This is a genomic window from Mesorhizobium loti CJ3sym (assembly GCF_000472785.1).
In the GTDB taxonomy this organism is placed as follows: domain Bacteria; phylum Pseudomonadota; class Alphaproteobacteria; order Rhizobiales; family Rhizobiaceae; genus Mesorhizobium; species Mesorhizobium loti_E.
This window is the reverse complement of sequence record NZ_AXAL01000017.1, coordinates 23,870-42,380: the sequence shown is the minus strand read 5'-3', so window position 1 is coordinate 42,380 and position 18,511 is coordinate 23,870. Positions and strand designations below refer to the sequence as shown.

Below are 18,511 nucleotides of genomic sequence, written 5' to 3'. Positions count from 1 at the left end.
CTCGCCCGATTCTTCGTCGCGAAAAGGCTCACTTCACCGAATGGGCGGCGAGCCAATCCTGCATCTGCTTGATCTCGGCTTCCTGCGCGGCGATGACGCCTTCGGCGAGCTTGCGGATTTCCGGGTCCTTGCCATTGGCAAGCTCGACCTTGGCCATGTCGATGGCGCCCTGATGGTGCGGGATCATGCCGCGGACGAAGTCGACATCGGCATTGCCGGTGTATTTGACCATCATGCCCTTGTGCATCTTGTCCATCGCCTTCTTGTAGCCAACGGTGGCAGGGCTTTGCGCACCCATCGCCATGCCGGCCATGTCGTGTTTCATCTCTTCGCTCTGTGCCGGAACGCTTTCGAGGAAGACGGCGAGCAGCATTCCGGCCGCCATCAGCAAAAGCACGAGTTTTTTAGCCAAGGTCATTCATGGTCTCCTGTTGCTTGGTTTCGTATCTGGGGGGGGTCGTATTTGGGGGGTTGGATCAGAGTTTCAACGTTCTCAGCCGCAATGCGTTTGATATGACCGACACAGAGGACAGGCTCATCGCCGCCGCCGCCAGCATCGGCGACAAAAGCGTGCCGGTGAGCGGATAGAGCACGCCGGCGGCGACCGGCACGCCAAGCACATTGTAGAGGAAGGCGAAGAACAGGTTCTGGCGGATGTTGCGGATCGTCGCCTGGGCCAGCGTTCGAGCCCGCACGATGCCGTTGAGGTCGCCCTTGACCAGGGTGATGCCGGCGCTTTCGACCGCGACATCGGCACCGGTGCCCATGGCGATGCCGACATCGGCGCTGGCCAAGGCCGGTGCGTCGTTGACGCCGTCGCCGGCCATGGCGACGCCGGCACCCCTGCCGCGCAGCTCTTCGACGAGGGCTGCCTTCTGTTCCGGCAGCAGCCCGGCGCGGACCTCATCGATACCGAGGCTTTTGGCGATCGCCTTTGCGGTGCGCTCATTGTCGCCGGTCGCCATGATGATCCTCAAGCCGCTGTCATGAAGCGCCCGGATCGCCTCGGCGGTGGTCGCCTTGACCGGATCGGCAACGGCGACGATGCCCGCCAGCTTGCCGCCGACAGCGACGAACATTGCCGTCTTGCCTTCGACCTGCAGCGTCTCGACCTTGGCCGACATGGCTGCGATGTCGATGCCAAGATCGGCCATCATGGCGGCATTGCCGAGAGCGACAGTCTTTCCAGAGACCATCCCGGACACCCCCTTTCCGGTGATTGCCTCGAAATCTCCGGCATCGGCGACAGTTACACCGCGCGCGGCAGCACCTTCGACGATGGCCTCGGCCAGCGGATGCTCCGACCCCTTCTCCAGGCCGGCCGCAAGCGCCAGCAATTCGTCTTCGGAAAAGCCGTCTGCTGCGAGAACATCGGTCAGTTTCGGCCGGCCCTCGGTCAGCGTTCCCGTCTTGTCGATTATCAGCGTGTCGACGGAGGCAAAGCGTTCGAGCGCGGCGGCTTCCTTGATCAGCACGCCGACATGCGCCCCGCGCCCGGTGGCGGTCATGATCGACATCGGCGTGGCGAGGCCGAGCGCGCAGGGACAGGCGATGATCAGCACCGACACCGCCGAGACGATGGCAAAGATCAGGCTGGGCTCCGGGCCGAAAACCGCCCAGGCAATGAACGCGGCGATCGCGATAAGGACCACTGCCGGGACAAAGTAGAAGGAAACGCGATCGGCCAATCCTTGAATGGGTGCGCGCGAGCGTTGTGCCTTGGCGACGAGTTCGACGATGCGCGCAAGCGTGGTCTCGGAGCCAATCCGCTCGGCGCGCATGATCAGCGAGCCGTTCTTATTGAGTGTGCCGCCGGTCAGGGCGTCGCCTTCTGCCTTTTCGACCGGCAGCGGCTCGCCTGATATCATCGATTCGTCGATCGAGGAACGACCTTCCAGCACGGTGCCGTCGACCGGCACGGCATCGCCGGGCCGGATACGCAGGCGATCACCGGCCTTGACGCTGTCCAGCGGCACATCGGCCTCGGAAGCGTCTTCGGCGATACGCCGCGCGGTCTTCGGCGCCAGGTCGAGCAAGGCGCGGATCGCCGATCCGGTCTTTTCGCGGGCGCGCAATTCCAGCACCTGGCCGAGGAAGACCAGAGCGACAATGACAGCGGCGGCCTCGAAATAGACCGGCACCGCACCGCCATGGCTGCGGAACTGGTGCGGAAAGATGTCGGGGAAGAAGGTGGCGATAATGCTGTAGAGATACGCGGCACCGACGCCGAGCGAGATCAGCGTCCACATATTGGGGCTGCGGTTGAGGATCGATTCCCAGCCGCGATGGAAGAACGGGAACGCAGCCCACAGCACCACCGGGCTCGCCAACGCCAACTCAACCCAAGTCTTTGTCCGGTCGCTGACCAGATTTTCGAAGCTCAGGCCGACCATCGGCGCCATGGCGATGATCAGAAGCGGGACCGACAGGGCCGCGCTGACCCAGAACCACCTGGTGAAGTCGACCAGTTCGGGATTTGGCCCTTCATCGCCTGTTGGCACGCCCATCGACTCCAGCGCCATGCCACAGATCGGGCAGGAACCGGGCTTGTCGCGGATGATCTCGGGATGCATCGGGCAGGTGTATTGCGTGCCCTTTGGCGCCGGCACCGGCGCCGGCCTGCCTCGGAGATAGGTTTGCGGTGCTGCTTCGAATTTCGCCTTGCAGCCGGCGGAACAGAAATAGAAGCCCTGGCCTTCATGATGGAGAAAGTGCCTAGCTGTGGCCCGGTCGACGCTCATGCCGCAGACGGGGTCGGTGGTCGTCAGGAATTTTTCCGGCTCCGCGACAAATTTCGTGCAGCAGCCTTCACTGCAGAAATGATAGAGCCGGCCGCCATGTTCCGATGTCGGCTTGCCGGCGGCTGGATCCACGGTCATGCCACAGACTGGATCGCGCAGAACCGCATCCACGACCGCGCCTTTCGGCGCACAGCAGCCGCCATAGGCGCCGTGGTGGTCACCGTGGTGGTCATGATCTGAATGCGTCATTCCAAAAATGCCTTTGCGCCTCTGCCTGGTGGAGAGGTAGTGCTTCCAGTAACTGGAAGGTCAAGGGCTGTTCGGATTTTTCTCGTTTTCGGCAACAGGCTGGGCCAGCCGTTCGGAAAAAGCCCATACGCCGGAGCACAGCATGTGCTAGTAGGTGCCGATATTCCAAAAATGGTGCCGTTTCCTTTAAACAATGAAGTTTCTGGTCATCAATCTCGATCGGTCTCCAGACCGACTTTCCCATATCACGGCGGAGTTTGCCCGCATCGGCATCGCCTTCGAGCGAATCGTTGCAACGGATGCCCGTGACCATCCTGACCTGGTGCTGCAACCACAGCACGCGCTGTGCGGCGTCCGGCATTTGACCGCCACCGAGGTGGCCTGCATGCACAGCCACCGCGCCTGCTGGTCGATCATCGCTCAGGATAATGCCCCCTATGGCGCCGTGTTCGAGGACGACATGGTGTTTTCGGCAAAAGCCGGTGCGCTGCTTGCCGACATCAGCTGGATTCCAGCCGACGCCGATGTCGTCAAGCTCGAAACATTCTTCAGAAAAACCATGATCCAGCGAAAAAGGACTACGGTTGGCAACGGCTTTTTCCTCTCCAGGCTGATCTGGAACCACGTTGGAACCGGCGGCTACATCCTGTCGAGGCAGATGGCGCGCGATCTGTTCGAAGCCACAGCACAGGCCAACGTAGTCGCCGATGATGCCGTCTTCAATCCGGCGTTCCCGAAGGCCAGCGGCAAGACGATCTACCAGCTCATTCCCGCGATCTGCGTGCAGGATCAGTTCGTTGGCGACAGATTTCCAAGCCTGCTTTACGAGGAAAGGGAGGCCTCCTGGGACGCAAGCGGGCTCAACACGAAACGCCGAAGACCGATCACCGAGAAGGTATGGAAAGAGACAAAGCGGATCATCGAATGGGTCGCCGACTATAGCAGGCTGCGGCGATTTACGATCGTCCCTTTCGATGCGCCCGGGGCGGAAGACCAGCCCACAGGCGGCGCTGTCGACCGGCCCCATACCCAGCGCCGCGAAAACACGCTATAGACGCCGCCCAAAAGGCAAGGCCAACCGGTACCTATGGCGAAAATCTCCCTGAAGCTCGATGAACTGATCGACGGCGAAGCCTTGCGACGCGAGATGACCGCGCTGACGACGGCCACCGACGGCGATGGTTCCGGGAAGGCCGCCCGTGCTGGCGCGCTGCAGCTTCTCAAGGCCCGGCTCGCCGAAGGCCGAAAGATCGCCGAGACGATGCTGATGGAGGACGGCGGCGGCAATGCCTGCGCCGAGCGGCTGTCGCATCTGATGGATGAGCTGATCCGGGCGCTTTACGATTTCGCGGCAAACCATGTCTACCGGGTTAAGAACCGGTCGTCGGCGGAGCGCATGGCCGTCGTGGCGGTCGGCGGCTACGGCCGCGGCACGCTGGCGCCGGGATCCGACATCGATCTTCTGTTCCTATTGCCCTACAAGCAGACGCCGTGGGGCGAACAGACCGTCGAATACATGCTCTACATGCTGTGGGATCTGGGCTTAAAGGTCGGCCACGCCACCCGCAACATCGATGAGTGCCTGAGGCTGTCGCGCACCGACATCACCATCCGCACCTCGATCCTGGAAGCGCGATTCCTGTGGGGCGAACGCAAGCTTTACGACGAGCTGATGCTGCGCTTCGACCATGAGGTGGTGCGCACCACCGGGCCTGAATATGTCCAGGCCAAGCTCGCCGAACGCGACGAGCGCCACGCCAAGGCCGGCGAGAGCCGCTATCTGGTCGAGCCTAACGTCAAGGACGGCAAGGGCGGCCTGCGCGACCTGCAGACGCTGTTCTGGATCGGCAAGTATTTTTACCGGGTGCGCACCGGCGAGGAACTGGTCGAGAAGGGCGTCTTCACCGATGCCGAGTATCGCGAATTCCAGAAGGCCGAGGATTTCCTGTGGGCGGTGCGCTGCCACATGCATTTCCTCACCGGCAAACCCGAGGAGCGGCTGCATTTCGACATCCAGCGCGAGATTGCCGAACGGCTCGGCTACACAACCCATCCCGGCCTGTCGGCGGTCGAGCGCTTCATGAAGCACTACTTCCTGGTCGCCAAGGATGTCGGCGACCTTACCCGCATCTTCTGTGCCGCGCTCGAGGAGGAGCAGGCCAAGCACGTGCCGGGCTTCAACCGCATCTTCCTCACCTTCCAGCGCCGCAAGCGCAAGCTCGCCGGCACGTCCGATTTCATTGTCGACAACCACCGTATCAACATCGCCGACGACCAGGTGTTCGAGCGTGATCCAGTCAATCTGCTCCGACTGTTCTGGTTCGCCGACAAGCACGGGCTGGAGTTCCATCCCGATGCGCTGAAGCTGCTCACCCGCTCGCTTGGCCTAGTCAACAAGTCGCTGCGTCGCGATGAGGAAGCCAACCGGCTGTTCCTCGACATATTGACCTCCGACCGCAATGCCGAACTCAATCTGCGGCGCATGAACGAGGCCGGACTGCTGGGCAGGCTGATCCCCGATTTCGGCAAGATCGTCGCCATGATGCAGTTCTCGATGTACCACCATTATACGGTGGACGAGCACCTGATCCGCTGCATCGGCGTGCTGGCCGAGATCGAGCGCGGCGACGGCGAGAAGGTGCATCCGCTGTCGCATTCGCTGATGCCGGGCCTGAGGAAGAGCCGCGAGGCGCTCTATGTCGCCGTGTTGCTGCACGACATCGCCAAGGGCAGGCTGGAGGATCACTCCGAGGCCGGCGCCCGGATCGCACGCCGCATCTGCCCGCATATGGGGATGTCGCCCGCCGACACCGAAACGGTTGCCTGGCTGGTCGAGAACCACCTCGTCATGTCGATGACGGCGCAGACCCGCGACCTCAATGACCGCAAGACAATCGAGGATTTCGCCGCGATCGTGCAGTCGGTCGAGCGGCTGAAGATGCTTTTGATCCTCACTGTCTGCGACATCAGGGGCGTCGGACCGGGGGTGTGGAACGGCTGGAAAGGTCAGTTGCTGCGCACGCTCTACTATGAGACCGAACTGCTCCTGACCGGCGGCTTCTCGGAAGTTTCGCGTGCCCAGCGCACGGCCGCGTCACGCGAACGCCTGGCCGAAGCGCTTGCCGACTGGCCCGAGAAGGACCGCAAGCGCTATGTCGGGCTGCACTACGAGAACTATCTGCTGGCCGTCGACCTGCCGGATCAGCTGCGCCACGCCGAATTCATCCGTGAGGCGGACGCGGCCGGCAACAGGCTCGCCACTATGGTCAAGACCCACCAATTCGAGGGTGTTACCGAAATCACCGTGCTGGCGCAGGACCATCCCCGTCTTCTCTCGGTCATTGCCGGGGCATGCGCCGGCGCCGGCGGCAACATCGTCGACGCGCAGATCTTCACCACCTCGGACGGCCGTGCGCTGGACACGATCCTGATCTCGAGGGAATTCGACCGCGACGAGGATGAGCGCCGTCGCGCCGAGCGTGTCGGCCGGCTGATCGAGGACGTGCTGTCGGGCAAGAGCTGGCTGCCGGAGATGATCGAGAAGCGCACCAAGCCCAGGCGCGGATCCAAGGTGTTCAAGATCCCGCCGCGCGCCGAAATCCGCAACACGCTGTCGAACCGATTCTCGGTCATCGAGGTCGAGGGGCTCGACCGGCCCGGCCTGCTGTCGGAGATCACCGGGACCTTGTCCGACCTGTCGCTGGACATCGCCTCGGCGCACATCACCACCTTCGGCGAAAAGGTCATCGACACATTCTATGTCACCGACCTCACCGGCCAGAAGATCGACAGCCCGGCCCGGATCAACACGATCCGCAACCGGCTGATGGCGACGCTGGAAGGCATCGCGCCCGAACGCGGCGGCAAGGCCAAGGCGGCCGCCGAGTGACGACAATTTCCCCTTCCCAATTCCGCAGGCAGTTTCCAGACTTATGAGCCTCGTCAAGAAATTCGCAACGGTTGCTTCCGGCACGCTGATGAGCCGCGCGCTTGGCTTTGGCCGCGAGATGCTGATGGCGGCAGCGCTCGGCACCGGACCGGTGGCCGATGCCTTCAACGCCGCCTTCCAGTTTCCCAACACGTTTCGCCGGTTGTTTGCCGAGGGCGCTTTCAACGCCGCCTTCGTGCCGCTGTTTGCCAAGGAGATCGAGACGCACGGCACTGACGGCGCCAAGCGCTTTTCGGAGGAAGTGTTCGGCGTGCTGTTCTCGGCGCTGCTGGTGCTGACCATCGCCATGGAACTGGCGATGCCGCTGATCGTGCGCTATCTGGTGGCACCGGGTTTCGCCGACACGCCGGGCAAGTTCGAGACGACCGTCACGCTGGCGACGATCATGTTCCCGTATCTGATCTGCATGTCGCTTGCGGCCATGATGGCCGGCATGCTGAATTCGCTGCGCCGCTATTTCGCGGCTGCCGTCGCACCCGCTTTCCTCAACATCATCCTCATCAGCGTGCTCGGCTATGCTTGGTACCACGGCATGGATGCGCGTGCCGTTGGTTTTGGCCTGTCCTGGGGCGTGCTGGCGGCGGGGCTCGTGCAACTCGCTATCGTCTGGGTGGCGGTGCGCAATGCCGGCATCGCGATCGGCTTTCGCCGTCCCAAGATGACGCCCAACGTCAAGCGGCTGCTGATCCTGGCGCTGCCGGCCGCGATCACCGGCGGCATTACCCAGATCAACCAGCTGATCGGTACGGCGATCGCCTCCGCGCAGGACAGTGCCGTGTCCTCGCTTGCCTATGCCGACCGCGTCTACCAGTTGCCGCTCGGCGTCGTCGGCGTGGCGGTGGCAATCGTGCTGCTGCCCGAACTGTCGCGGGCCCTGAAGTCGGGCAATTTGATCGAGGCCGCCAATCTGCAGAACCGCTCGGTCGAGTTCACGCTGTTCATGACCTTGCCGGCGGCGGCCGCACTCTGGGTCATGGCCGAGCCGATCGTACGGCTGGTCTATGAGCGTGGCGCGTTCGCCGCCAACCATTCGACGCCGACGGTGGCGGCGATCCTGGCGATCTTCGGTCTTGGCCTGCCGGCCTTCGTGCTGATCAAGGCCTTCACCCCAGGCTATTTCGCGCGCGAGGACACGCGCACGCCAATGACCTTCGCCGCCATTTCGGTGGCGGTGAACGTTGCCACCGCACTGACACTGTTTCCCAGGATGGGCGCGCCCGGCATTGCGGTCGCCTCGGCCGTGGCCGGCTGGGTCAACGCGGTGATGCTGCTTGCCGTGCTCATCCGGCGCGGCCATTGGGGCCGCGACGTGCCGCTTTTGAAGCGCATTCCAAGGCTGGTGCTGTCGGCGGCGGTGATGGCGGTGGCGCTGTATTTCGCCGAGCACTATTTCGCGGCAAGACTCGGACCAGGCTCGCCACTGGTCATCAAGGCCACGACGGTGCTTGGCCTCGTCGCCGGCGGGGCGCTGCTCTATTTTGTCACCGCCTTCGCCACCGGCGGCGCCGATTTCGGCATGATCCGGCGCAATGTCGGGCGCAAGGGAACGCCGGCGCCTAAGGAACAGTCTCCAGATCCGTGAGTCTGACGGTGGCGACGCCGCCGACAAGCATCAGTCTTCGCCTGACAATTCGTCGTAGACTTGGCGCGACAGTGGCTGGTGGGCCTGTTTGCCAAGTTCGATCCCTACTTCGGCCCGAAGCCGGGCCGCTGTCTCCAGCGGTGTCTCGCGATCGCGTCGGCGCTTGAGCGCTTCCTCGTTGTTGAAGGTGACAGGCATTCATTTTCTCGTCAGAATTATCTGTAGGGAGATCCCACCATATCATAAATGCCGATCTCGGCGCCGCCCCTCATTGCCCTGCCGGGCATTTCTCCCCGTAAACGGGGAGAAAGAAGCTGAGTGCGACGACTGCGCTTCCCTTGCAGCGTTGGCGATTGGCGAGGCGGCAACGGCAGCGTCTTTCTCCCCGTCTCTATACGGGGAGAAATGTCCGGCAGGACAATGAGGGCAGCGCCAACCTGGCAGTTCAAGAGACCAGCGCTATGAGCGCCATCCCCAACAAGATGGGAACAAGCATTCCGACCTGCCGCACCTGCTCCGCAGAACCTCTTGATCCGCCCCGCACTCTCGTCCATAAGCGCGCCGTCTAAAAGACTTTCGCCGCGCGCGAAACGGCCCTCCACAAGCCATGAGGAAACCCATGTCCGCCTTCAAGCCCCTCGTCTTCTCCGGTGTCCAGCCGACCGGCAATCTGCATCTCGGCAACTATCTCGGCGCCATCAAGAAATTCGTCGCCCTGCAGGACACGTCCGACTGCATCTACTGCGTCGTCGATCTGCATTCGCTGACCGCGCAGCTCGTCCATGACGACCTTGCCGACCAGACACGTTCGATCACCGCCGCCTTCCTCGCCTCCGGCATCGACCCGAAGAAGCACATCGTCTTCAACCAGTCGCGGGTGATGCAGCATGCCGAGCTCGCCTGGATCTTCAACTGCGTCGCGCGCATCGGCTGGATGAACAAGATGACGCAGTTCAAGGACAAGGCCGGCAAGGACCGCGAGAATGCCTCGCTGGGCTTGCTCGCCTATCCCTCGCTGATGGCTGCCGACATCCTGCTCTACCGTGCCACGCATGTGCCGGTGGGTGAGGATCAGAAGCAGCATCTGGAGCTGACCCGCGACATCGCGCAGAAATTCAACAATGATTTTTCCGACCGCATCGCCAGGCTTGGCGTCGGCGTCGAGATGCAGATCGGCGAGGAGACGGTGAACGGCTTCTTCCCGATCACCGAGCCCGTCATTGGCGGCCCGGCGGCGCGCATCATGAGCCTGCGCGACGGGTCGAAGAAGATGTCGAAGTCGGACCCGTCGGACCTGTCGCGCATCAATCTGACTGACGATGCCGACACCATCTCGAAGAAGATCCGCAAGGCCAAGACCGATCCGGAAGCCTTGCCGAGCGAAGTCGACGGCTTGCAAAGCCGGCCGGAAGCTGAAAACCTGGTCGGCATCTATGCCGGGCTGGCCGAGATGTCGAAGGCCGACGTGCTCAGGGAATTTGGCGGCCAGCAGTTTTCAGTGTTCAAGCCCGCGCTGGCCGACCTCGCGGTGGAGAGACTGGCGCCGATCGCCGCCGAGATGCGCCGCATCGAAGGCGACCGCGCCTATGTCGACGCGGTGCTCAAGGACGGTGGCGAGCGCGCCGGCGTGCTGGCCGAAACGACGATGAAGACGGTGCGCGACATCATCGGCCTGCTGCAGGGCTGATCGCGATGCCGTGCACTGCGCCAACATTGGCCCAAGCCATACAGGCCTAGGCATACTGGCCTAAGACCGGCGGCTTGCCGCCGGTCTGCCGCAGTGGCAGATTGCGGCCGAATAGATACCGAGTAGATAGACATGGTCTCCAAACGCCTCAGTCGCGAAGCCGGCCATCGCAGGAAATTCCTGACGATCATCGACGATACTCCCGAGTGCGAGCGCGCCGTCGCCTACGCCTCGAAACGGGCGCTGAGCACCAGCGGCACGCTGGTGCTGCTCTATGTCATCGAGCCGGACGATTTCCAGCACTGGCTGGGCGTCGAGAAGATCATGCGCGAGGAGGCAACCGCCACGGCACGCGCAGCCCTCGACAGCTACGCCAACAAAGTGCGCCAGAAGCTCGGCATCGAGCCGGAGATGGTGGTGCGCGAAGGCAAGCCGACGGAAGAAATCCACAAGCTGATCGAGGAAGACCAGGACATCGCCATCCTGGTGCTGGCGGCCGGCGCCGGCAAGGAGGGGCCGGGGCCACTGGTCGGCGCGGTGGCCGGCAAGGGTGCGGCTTTCCCTATTCCCGTCACAGTGGTGCCGCAAAACCTTTCGGACGAAGAGATCGATAGTCTCGCCTGAGCCCGCCAGGGATTCTGTTCCCCAGCCAGCAAAAACATTCCGCCAGCCAGCCGTTCCAGCGATGCGTTTCGCTTGAATGTCCAGCCGATAGAGCCTATTTAGAACTATTCCAAACTATCTGCCCGGAACGGGCACGGAGACGGCCATGTTCATCCAGACCGAATCGACGCCCAATCCGGCGACATTGAAATTCCTGCCCGGCAAGGAAGTGCTGCTCGAAGGCACCGCGGATTTCCGCGATGCCGACAGTGCTGCCACGGCCTCGCCCCTGGCGGGCCGGCTGTTCGAAATACCGGGCGTTACCGGCGTCTTTTTCGGCTACGACTTCATCACCGTGACCAAGGACGGTCCCGACTGGCAGCACCTGAAGCCGGCGCTTCTTGGCGCCATCATGGAGCATTTCATGTCGGGCGCGCCCGTCATGACAAAGGCCGGACCTGCCGCCGAGACCAGCGAGACCGGCGAATTCTACGACAAGGCGGACGAGGAACTCGTCGTCACCATCAAGGAGTTGCTCGACACACGGGTGCGCCCTGCCGTGGCCCAGGATGGCGGCGACATCACCTTCCGCGGCTTCGAGAACGGCACCGTGTTCCTGCACATGAAGGGCGCCTGCGCGGGTTGCCCGTCATCGACGGCGACGCTGAAGCACGGCATCCAGAACCTGTTGCGGCATTTCGTGCCCGAAGTGCAGCAGGTCGAACAGGTCTCTTGACGCCCCTTTGATGATTCTACCCTGCTGACCATCTGGTCTGATTTTCTTCGGTTCCGGCGTATCGATCAGAAGGCACTCCAAAATGATCTACGAACTTCGGGTTTACCGGGCTTTGCCGGGACGCTTGCCGGCGCTTCTTGATCGCTTCGACAAGATCACGCTCAAATTGTGGGAAAAGCACGGTATCCGCCAAGCGGGTTTCTTCACCACGCTGATCGGTGCTTCGAACAACGAACTGACCTACATGCTGGCATGGGAATCGCTGGCCGAACGCGAAGAGCGCTGGGCGGCGTTCGTGAAGGACCCTGCCTGGAAGCAGGCGCGGGAAGATTCCGAGCGTGATGGCCAGATCACCGAGACAATCACCAACCAAATTTTGGTTCCCACCTCGTTCTCGGCGGTGTCCTGACCGCCGAGCAGGCGTCGCATCGCGCAAACAACAAAAAACCGGGCCAAATTGCCCGGTTTTCTGTTTGGGACGTCCGTTGTTGCCTAGACGGTCCGCGTACGAAACCTTGTCTTCTCGTTTGACCATGATCCCGCGAGGGATCGTGGTCCTTACATCACGATGACCTTGGCGCCCACCTCGGCGCGGTCATAGAGGTCGATGATGTCCTGGTTCATCAGACGAATGCAGCCCGACGACATCGCCTTGCCGATCGAATTCCATTCCGGGCTGCCATGCAGGCGGTAGCCCATGTCGCCGCCCTTGTTGAACAGATACATGGCGCGCGCGCCGAGCGGGTTCTTGAGGCCCGGCTCCATGCCGTCGGCGAACTTCGCCAGTTCCGGCTGGCGCTTGATCATTTCGCGCGGCGGCGTCCAGGTCGGCCATTCGCGCTTCAGCGCGATATGGGCGGTGCCGTGCCACTCGAAGCCCTCGCGACCGACGCCGATGCCGTAGCGGATTGCCCGGTTGTCGCCTTCGATGAAATAGAGAAACTTGTTCTGCGTATCGACGATGATCGTGCCAGGCTTTTCCGAACTGTCGTAGTTCACTTCCTGCCGGTGAAACTGCCTCGGCACTTTTTCGATCGGGATGCGCGGCAGCTGGTACCCGGCATCGGTCACCGCACCGTAGTCGTTGGAGAAGATCTGACCGCCAATGGTGCTGCAACCGGCGAGTGCAGTGGCCAGCGCCATTGCGGCAATTATTGCAAGCGACTTCATCCGCATAAGGTGATCCGTGCCCCGCCAAACCTGTGCGGCACGAGTCTGCCGCTTTCTTGGCCACATTCATGCTGGCATTTGCTTTGCTTGCCAAGCGGGCGATGCCTATATGCGTGGCCTCACCTGCTGGTAAGCGTATCACTATGGCATTTCGGCAACAGACTTCACCGGATTGTGAAGGAAATTCAATGCGGGCGACATCAAACGGTTACGTGAAATCGAGGACCAGCCATGAATGTCGGTGATGCAGCCAGCCGGTCCGGCCTGCCGGCCAAGACCATCCGTTACTACGAAGAGATCGGCCTGATCGCGCCCGCGCGCGCCGCCAACGGCTACCGCGATTACTCCGGCGACGACATCCACCGGCTGGCTTTTCTGCGCCGCGCGCGCAACCTGGGCTTTTCCATCGAGGATTGTCGCCAGTTGATGGCACTCTACCAGGATCGCAGCCGCGCCAGCGCCGACGTGCGCGAGATCGCCGCCGCCCATGTCACGGCAATCGAGGAGAAGGTGCGCGAACTACAGTCGATGCGCACGACGCTGCAGAAACTGGTTCATGCCTGCCATGGCGATGAGCGGCCGGATTGCCCGATTTTGGATGATATGGCGGGGGCTGTGCCGGGTGGCGACAGAGCTGCTTCACGCTCTGCCTGAGTGCGAGGCTGAGAGGATCAGCCGGTCACCTTCGCAAGAGATGCCACGATATCTTTCGAGGGCAATATCAACCGACGCTCCATACCAGTTGTCTCCTGGAAATGGTATTTTGTGTAGAAGCTCATGGCATCGTCATCAATGGCGTGCACTACGACGCCCCGGAACGCTACGAGTTGGGCGGCCGACACTATGCTAATCAAAGCGTTTTTGAGAAGCGCCGGTCCAAGTCTCCTTCCCTGATGCTCTTTGGTAACGGCAAGCCGAGCCAAAACCGCAACCGGCAACTCAGCTGGAGCTTGCGAGCCCTTGATCGACCGCGAGACATGGTCCCGATGAATGATCCCGGCGCACAAGGAGTGATAGCCGACAACGTGATGATCTTCGTCGGCTATCACGAATGTACGGGAATAGCCCTGCGCTTGATTATACAGGGCCATATCCTTTAGCCACTGATTGAGCGGCGCCTTACCGCAATCGAACCCGTCAATAATATGCTGTTCAGAGATTGGTGTTGGCTTCCGGTATGGCAAGTGTCAGTCCATCCACTCAACATTGCTTTCGAACAGCCTGACAAGTTCGTCGCGTGCCGTTCCTGGCGCGGCGAATTTATCGCTTACGGCTTCAAACACGTCGGAGGTAACGCCAATGAACCTCTGGTCAAGCAATTCTTCCTGCGCGGAATAGACCGACGCTTCTGTCATAAAAGCCGTTATGCTCTTGCCGCAAACCTCCGCAGCGCGAGCGATCAAATCGTGCGCCTCCGGCTCGATACGAAGGTTCACTGTTTTTGTTTTCCTTTGTGCGGACATGTTAGGTCTCCATCCTCTCACGCCACCGGGGTTAGCGGCGAGCGCAGCGGTACTCTGTCTACTGAGATTTCAAATAGGGTGTTGTGTGGGCATTGTAAATACGCCTTGCCAAAACGCAAAAAACATGCTACGAGGCGCGTGCCTCTCCGTTAGGCACTTACCTCTTCGGCGCTGAATTTCCAAAAATCCGTTACAAAATATTTTCGCTCGCAGCAGTGGGCGGAGCCCTTTCGTATCTCGGAGTCGCGTAGGGTGGACTTTCGCCACGAAACAAGGGCGGATGGTGATCCCGCTAACCCACTCTAACACCTGTAGCAAATCATAGCACAATCGAGCCGGCCTGTCAGGACTATGTTCCTATCTTTACAATGGATCTGACAGATATAAGATCGCCCACCAAAACCGGGTTCAAACCGTGAACAAAATCTGGCATGGTACCTGCCATGCCGATCATCTCCCCGATTCCCCTCAATCCCCTCATCGACGGCCGCCAGTCCGAACGCGCCATGCTGGTGCGGCGCGGGGTGCAGCGGTTGCTCATGCAGATGGGCGCACATGTGCTGCCAGAACTGTCGCTCGCGACAGGACGCCGCGCCGACCTCGTTGCGCTCACCCGGCAGGGCGACATCTGGATCATCGAGATCAAATCTTCGATCGAGGATTTCAAGGTCGACCGCAAATGGCCTGACTACCGGCTGCACTCCGACCGCTTCTTCTTCGCCACCCATCCGGGCGTGCCCTCGGAGATCTTTCCGGAAGAATGCGGCTTCATCCTCTCCGACGGGTATGGCGCGGAGATTCTGCGCGATGCGCCCGAGCACCGCATGGCGGCGGCGACGCGCAAGGCGCTGATGCTTCGCATAGCGCGGGCCGGTGCTTCGCGGCTGCTGGCGGCGGAATTGGCCGGCGTGTCGGTGCCGGCGCTGGAGGGTGAGAGCGAGTAGTTCGCAGACCTTGGTTCCTCGCCCCACGAAGTGGGGAGAGGTGGCCCGGCTTGTTGATGGACTCTACTCTTCGCCTTCCTCCACCCCACCAGCAGTTGGCGCCATCAGCAGCACGGCGGCGCCCAGCAGCGCGGCGATGAAGGAGCCGGCGAGGATGCCAACCTTGACCGCGTCCTGCAGGGCCACATCATTGGCAAAGGCGAGCAGGCCGATGAACAGGCTCATGGTGAAGCCGATGCCGCAGAGCAGCGAGATTCCGACCATGTGCGACCAGCCAGCATTGGCCGGCAGATCGGCCAGGCCGAACCGGATGGCAAGTGCCGAGGAGCCGAACACGCCGACCAGCTTGCCGACCACAAGGCCGGCGGCAACGCCCAGCGTCAACGGCTCGATCAGCGCGCCGAAACTGAGGCCGGCGAGCGAGACGCCGGCATTGGCAAAGCCGAAGATCGGAATGACGAAGAACGGCACGATCCCGTGCAGGCCATGCTCGAGCCGATGTAGCGGCGAATGATCGAGGTCGTGGCCGATGCCGGCGGAGCGTTCGAGCGGAATGGTGAGTGCCAGGGCCACGCCGGCAAGCGTGGCATGGACACCCGACTTCAGCACCAGCACCCACAGGATGACGCCTAGCACGAGATAGGGCACCAGCGTCATCACCCGCATGCGGTTGAGGACGATGAGAACCGCAATGACGGCGAAGGCAGCACCGAGATAAGCCAGCGACAGGCCGCTGGTATAGAAGATGGCGATGATGATGACGGCGCCGAGGTCATCGATGATGGCGAGCGCGGTAAGAAAGACCTTCAGCGAGGCCGGCACGCGGCTGCCGAGCAGCGACAGCACGCCGAGCGCGAAGGCGATGTCGGTGGCGGTCGGGATCGCCCAACCAGAAAGGGCTGGTCCGTTGTTGCGGTTGATCAAGACATAGACCAGTGCCGGAACCACCATGCCGCCGGCGGCGGCAACACCGGGCAGCACCCGGCGTGGCCAGGTCGAAAGCTGGCCGTCCAGCATCTCGCGCTTGATCTCCAGCCCGACCAGCAGGAAGAACACCGCCATCAACCCGTCATTGACCCAGTGCGAGACACTGAGCGGCCCGAGATAGGCGTGGAGAACGGAGAAATAGGTTTCGGCGAGAGGCGAGTTGGCGACGATCAGGGCAAGGGCGGCGGCCACCATGAGGATGATGCCACCAGCCGCCTCGCTGTCGAGAAATTCGCGGAAGACGGACCGCTGCTTCAAATCCTGCATGTCACCTCCGTCATGCCGCCCGTTCGGCGGGCTTCATTCGCGATGATGCTCAAACTCAGCGCGGCGCGCGCTTGGCCAGAATCCGCTGCAGGGTGCGGCGATGCATGTTGAGCCGGCGCGCGGTTTCGGAGACGTTGCGCTCGCACATCTCATAGACGCGCTGGATGTGTTCCCAGCGCACGCGGTCGGCCGACATCGGGTTTTCCGGGGGCGCGGCGCGCTCGCCTGTCGTACGTGTGAGCGCGGCGAAGACATCGTCGGCATCGGCGGGTTTCGACAGATAGTCGACGGCGCCGAGCTTTACGGCCGTCACCGCGGTGGCGATGTTGCCGTAGCCGGTCAGGATGATGGTGCGGGAATCCTCGCGCTTCTCGCGGATGGCGGCGACGACGTCGAGGCCGTTGCCGTCGCCCAGCCGCATATCGACCACGGCATAGGCCGGCGGATTGGCGCGGGCCTTGCCCACCGCCTCCTCGACGCTCTCCGCGGTCTCGACCACGAACCCCCTGGTTTCCATGGCGCGGGCCAGACGGGTCAGGAACGGCTTGTCGTCATCGACGATCAGAAGCGAGGTGTCCTCGCCTTCAACCATTGCGCCAATATTCTCATCGCCTGTCATCGTCTTGAAAATTCCTGCTGCCTTAATTTTACGCAGATATAGTTTCGCGCCGCTATTGTCCAATTTACGCAGTGTCAAACATGGTCGCTGGAGCCATTTCCGGGTTCAGGAAGACATTGCGCGGCCACGAAATCTGCACCACGGCGCCCTCGCCCAGGCCGCTCGAATTGCGGAAATCGAGTGCCGCACCCGAGCGTTCGAGCAGAGTCTTGGCGATGAACAGGCCTAAACCCAGGCCACCACCGGCTTCCGTGCCCTGGCGCGTCGACATATAGGGCTCGCCGATGCGGTCGATGATTTCGGGGGGAAAACCGGGCCCGTCGTCGATGATCGAGAAGGTGACGGCGGCATCGTCCCAGCTCCAGCGCACGGTGACGCTCTTGCGGGCGAAATCGACGGCGTTCTCGACCAGATTGCCGAGGCCATAGATGACGCCCGGATTGCGGCGCCCGACCGGCTCCGGCCCGGTGCGGTCGCCGGGACGAAGCTTGATCGAAATGCCGAAATCGCGATGCGGCGCGGTGACTTCCTCGACCAGCGAGGTCAGCGGCAGGCGGGAAAGATGTGCCTCGCCCTCGGACGACAGGCTGGTCAGGCGCTTGAGAATTTCGCGGCAGCGCTCGCTTTGCGAGCGCAGCAGCTTGACGTCTTCGCCATATTTCGGGTCGCTGCCGAGCGCCTTTTCCATCTCCTTGGCGACCAGCGTGATGGTGGCGAGCGGCGTGCCGAGCTCATGCGCCGCCGCCGCCGCCAGGCCATCGAGCGCCGAAAGGTGCTGCTCGCGCTGCAGCACCAGTTCGGTGGCGGCAAGCGCATTGGCCAGAAGCCGCGCCTCGGCGGCTACCCGGAAGGCATACATGGCGGTGAAAGCGATCGAGGACAGCACCGCCATCCACATGCCGGCGACATAGATGAAGGGCATCGCCAACGGCGCGCCCTCATGCCAGGGCAAGGGCAAATGGATGAAGACCAGCAAGGTCGCGGCCGTCATCACCAGCCCGCCGAGGAGCGCTGTCAGGCGAAGGGGCAGCGACGTCGCCGAAATGACGACGGGCACGGTCATCAGCAGCGAGAATGGATTGGTCAGGCCACCGGTCATGTAGAGCAGGCCGGCAAGCTGCAGGCTGTCGAAGATCAGGATGCCGAAGGCCGCGAATGGGGTGAGCCGGTGCGCCGCCGGAAAGCGGAAGGCCAAAAACAGGTTCATCCAGGCCGAACAGGCGATCAGCGCAAAGCACAGGCTGACCGGCAACGGGAATTTCAGGCCATAGGCGACGACGAGCACCGTCACGCTCTGGCCGACAATGGCCAGCCAGCGCAGCCGGATCAGCGTGTTGAGGCGCAGTCTCTGGCTCTGCTGGAAATCGGGCGTGTTCAGGATATTGATCATGGCCATGGATTACAGCCGCAGGAGCGCAAACGCTAGGTCCGCTCCAATCCGATGAAGTCGGATTGGAGCTTTACTTATTGTTTGAGCATGATCTTTTCCAAAAACCGGTTCCCACTTTTTGGGA

General features: G+C 62.1%; 18 protein-coding genes. 9 read left to right on the top strand and 9 right to left on the bottom strand.

The annotated features are described in order from the left end of the window. Positions 1-28 precede the first annotated feature (28 nt). Positions 29-418 carry a CopM family metallochaperone gene (copM, locus tag A3A9_RS0122745; RefSeq protein ID WP_027060836.1) on the bottom strand — a complete coding sequence of 130 codons (390 nt, stop codon included), beginning with the start codon at positions 416-418 and terminating at the stop codon, positions 29-31. Between the two features lie 58 nt (positions 419-476). After that, a complete protein-coding gene (locus tag A3A9_RS0122740; RefSeq protein ID WP_027060835.1) occupies positions 477-2,990 on the bottom strand; it encodes a heavy metal translocating P-type ATPase in 2,514 nt (837 codons plus the stop codon). 193 nt (positions 2,991-3,183) lie between these two features. Here A3A9_RS0122740 and A3A9_RS0122735 point away from each other — a divergent pair, with 193 nt between their 5' ends. From A3A9_RS0122735 to murJ, 3 genes are read left to right on the top strand one after another with little or no spacing between them, the layout of a single operon-like run. Continuing rightward, positions 3,184-4,044 carry a glycosyltransferase family 25 protein gene (locus A3A9_RS0122735; RefSeq protein ID WP_027060834.1) on the top strand — a complete coding sequence of 287 codons (861 nt, stop codon included), beginning with the start codon at positions 3,184-3,186 and terminating at the stop codon, positions 4,042-4,044. 33 nt (positions 4,045-4,077) lie between these two features. Continuing rightward, entirely contained in the window at positions 4,078-6,879 is a 2,802-nt protein-coding gene (locus tag A3A9_RS0122730; RefSeq protein ID WP_027060833.1) for a [protein-PII] uridylyltransferase, read from the top strand. Between the two features lie 43 nt (positions 6,880-6,922). Then, positions 6,923-8,521, top strand: coding sequence for a murein biosynthesis integral membrane protein MurJ (gene murJ, locus A3A9_RS0122725; RefSeq protein WP_027060832.1), 1,599 nt, complete (start codon positions 6,923-6,925; stop codon positions 8,519-8,521). Positions 8,522-8,551: 30 nt separating this feature from the next. On the opposite strand, the gene A3A9_RS45285 is transcribed toward murJ, so the two are convergent. After that, positions 8,552-8,719 (bottom strand): hypothetical protein, encoded by a 168-nt coding sequence (locus tag A3A9_RS45285; protein ID WP_202596403.1) that lies wholly within the window; start codon positions 8,717-8,719, stop codon positions 8,552-8,554. A 421-nt stretch (positions 8,720-9,140) separates the two neighbouring features. Here A3A9_RS45285 and trpS point away from each other — a divergent pair, with 421 nt between their 5' ends. From trpS to A3A9_RS0122700, 4 genes are all read left to right on the top strand, one after another. Continuing rightward, entirely contained in the window at positions 9,141-10,208 is a 1,068-nt protein-coding gene (gene trpS / locus A3A9_RS0122715; RefSeq protein WP_027060831.1) for a tryptophan--tRNA ligase, read from the top strand. Positions 10,209-10,340: 132 nt separating this feature from the next. Further along, positions 10,341-10,832: a universal stress protein gene (locus tag A3A9_RS0122710; RefSeq protein ID WP_027060830.1), complete on the top strand. Its 492-nt coding sequence runs from the start codon at positions 10,341-10,343 to the stop codon at positions 10,830-10,832. 145 nt (positions 10,833-10,977) lie between these two features. Beyond that, positions 10,978-11,547 carry a NifU family protein gene (locus tag A3A9_RS0122705; protein ID WP_027060829.1) on the top strand — a complete coding sequence of 190 codons (570 nt, stop codon included), beginning with the start codon at positions 10,978-10,980 and terminating at the stop codon, positions 11,545-11,547. 82 nt (positions 11,548-11,629) lie between these two features. Continuing rightward, a complete protein-coding gene (locus A3A9_RS0122700) occupies positions 11,630-11,956 on the top strand; it encodes an NIPSNAP family protein (protein WP_027060828.1) in 327 nt (108 codons plus the stop codon). A gap of 149 nt (positions 11,957-12,105) precedes the next feature. Here A3A9_RS0122700 and A3A9_RS0122695 read toward each other — a convergent pair whose 3' ends face one another. Then, entirely contained in the window at positions 12,106-12,723 is a 618-nt protein-coding gene (locus tag A3A9_RS0122695) for a L,D-transpeptidase (RefSeq protein ID WP_027060827.1), read from the bottom strand. A 225-nt stretch (positions 12,724-12,948) separates the two neighbouring features. On the opposite strand from A3A9_RS0122695, the gene cueR reads away from it, so the two are divergent. Next, positions 12,949-13,371 (top strand): Cu(I)-responsive transcriptional regulator, encoded by a 423-nt coding sequence (gene cueR / locus A3A9_RS0122690; RefSeq protein WP_027060826.1) that lies wholly within the window; start codon positions 12,949-12,951, stop codon positions 13,369-13,371. A gap of 17 nt (positions 13,372-13,388) precedes the next feature. Here cueR and A3A9_RS0122685 read toward each other — a convergent pair whose 3' ends face one another. Then, the gene (locus A3A9_RS0122685) at positions 13,389-13,901 is read right to left on the bottom strand and encodes a GNAT family N-acetyltransferase (RefSeq protein WP_027060825.1); all 513 of its coding nucleotides are present in this window, start codon (positions 13,899-13,901) and stop codon (positions 13,389-13,391) included. A 3-nt stretch (positions 13,902-13,904) separates the two neighbouring features. Further along, complete coding sequence (locus tag A3A9_RS42820; RefSeq protein WP_082222179.1) at positions 13,905-14,180, bottom strand: DUF1778 domain-containing protein; 276 nt, start codon at positions 14,178-14,180, stop codon at positions 13,905-13,907. Between the two features lie 443 nt (positions 14,181-14,623). Between A3A9_RS42820 and A3A9_RS0122675 the strand changes: the two genes are divergently transcribed. After that, positions 14,624-15,124 carry an MmcB family DNA repair protein gene (locus A3A9_RS0122675; protein WP_051371084.1) on the top strand — a complete coding sequence of 167 codons (501 nt, stop codon included), beginning with the start codon at positions 14,624-14,626 and terminating at the stop codon, positions 15,122-15,124. Between the two features lie 63 nt (positions 15,125-15,187). Here A3A9_RS0122675 and nhaA read toward each other — a convergent pair whose 3' ends face one another. The 3 genes from nhaA to A3A9_RS0122660 form a co-directional block, all read right to left on the bottom strand. Then, entirely contained in the window at positions 15,188-16,378 is a 1,191-nt protein-coding gene (gene nhaA / locus A3A9_RS0122670; RefSeq protein ID WP_027060823.1) for a Na+/H+ antiporter NhaA, read from the bottom strand. Between the two features lie 55 nt (positions 16,379-16,433). Further along, positions 16,434-16,997: an ActR/PrrA/RegA family redox response regulator transcription factor gene (locus A3A9_RS0122665; RefSeq protein ID WP_027032803.1), complete on the bottom strand. Its 564-nt coding sequence runs from the start codon at positions 16,995-16,997 to the stop codon at positions 16,434-16,436. 64 nt (positions 16,998-17,061) lie between these two features. Further along, a complete protein-coding gene (locus A3A9_RS0122660; protein ID WP_033838739.1) occupies positions 17,062-18,393 on the bottom strand; it encodes an ActS/PrrB/RegB family redox-sensitive histidine kinase in 1,332 nt (443 codons plus the stop codon). Positions 18,394-18,511 lie beyond the last annotated feature (118 nt).

Coding starts and splice junctions, on each gene's coding strand:
- copM (WP_027060836.1), bottom strand. CDS start 418: ATGACCTTGGCTAAAAAACTCGTGCTTTTGCTGATGGCGGCCGGAATG.
- A3A9_RS0122740 (WP_027060835.1), bottom strand. CDS start 2,990: ATGACGCATTCAGATCATGACCACCACGGTGACCACCACGGCGCCTAT.
- A3A9_RS0122735 (WP_027060834.1), top strand. CDS start 3,184: ATGAAGTTTCTGGTCATCAATCTCGATCGGTCTCCAGACCGACTTTCC.
- A3A9_RS0122730 (WP_027060833.1), top strand. CDS start 4,078: ATGGCGAAAATCTCCCTGAAGCTCGATGAACTGATCGACGGCGAAGCC.
- murJ (WP_027060832.1), top strand. CDS start 6,923: ATGAGCCTCGTCAAGAAATTCGCAACGGTTGCTTCCGGCACGCTGATG.
- A3A9_RS45285 (WP_202596403.1), bottom strand. CDS start 8,719: ATGCCTGTCACCTTCAACAACGAGGAAGCGCTCAAGCGCCGACGCGAT.
- trpS (WP_027060831.1), top strand. CDS start 9,141: ATGTCCGCCTTCAAGCCCCTCGTCTTCTCCGGTGTCCAGCCGACCGGC.
- A3A9_RS0122710 (WP_027060830.1), top strand. CDS start 10,341: ATGGTCTCCAAACGCCTCAGTCGCGAAGCCGGCCATCGCAGGAAATTC.
- A3A9_RS0122705 (WP_027060829.1), top strand. CDS start 10,978: ATGTTCATCCAGACCGAATCGACGCCCAATCCGGCGACATTGAAATTC.
- A3A9_RS0122700 (WP_027060828.1), top strand. CDS start 11,630: ATGATCTACGAACTTCGGGTTTACCGGGCTTTGCCGGGACGCTTGCCG.
- A3A9_RS0122695 (WP_027060827.1), bottom strand. CDS start 12,723: ATGCGGATGAAGTCGCTTGCAATAATTGCCGCAATGGCGCTGGCCACT.
- cueR (WP_027060826.1), top strand. CDS start 12,949: ATGAATGTCGGTGATGCAGCCAGCCGGTCCGGCCTGCCGGCCAAGACC.
- A3A9_RS42820 (WP_082222179.1), bottom strand. CDS start 14,180: ATGTCCGCACAAAGGAAAACAAAAACAGTGAACCTTCGTATCGAGCCG.
- A3A9_RS0122675 (WP_051371084.1), top strand. CDS start 14,624: ATGCCGATCATCTCCCCGATTCCCCTCAATCCCCTCATCGACGGCCGC.
- nhaA (WP_027060823.1), bottom strand. CDS start 16,378: ATGCAGGATTTGAAGCAGCGGTCCGTCTTCCGCGAATTTCTCGACAGC.
- A3A9_RS0122665 (WP_027032803.1), bottom strand. CDS start 16,997: ATGACAGGCGATGAGAATATTGGCGCAATGGTTGAAGGCGAGGACACC.
- A3A9_RS0122660 (WP_033838739.1), bottom strand. CDS start 18,393: ATGGCCATGATCAATATCCTGAACACGCCCGATTTCCAGCAGAGCCAG.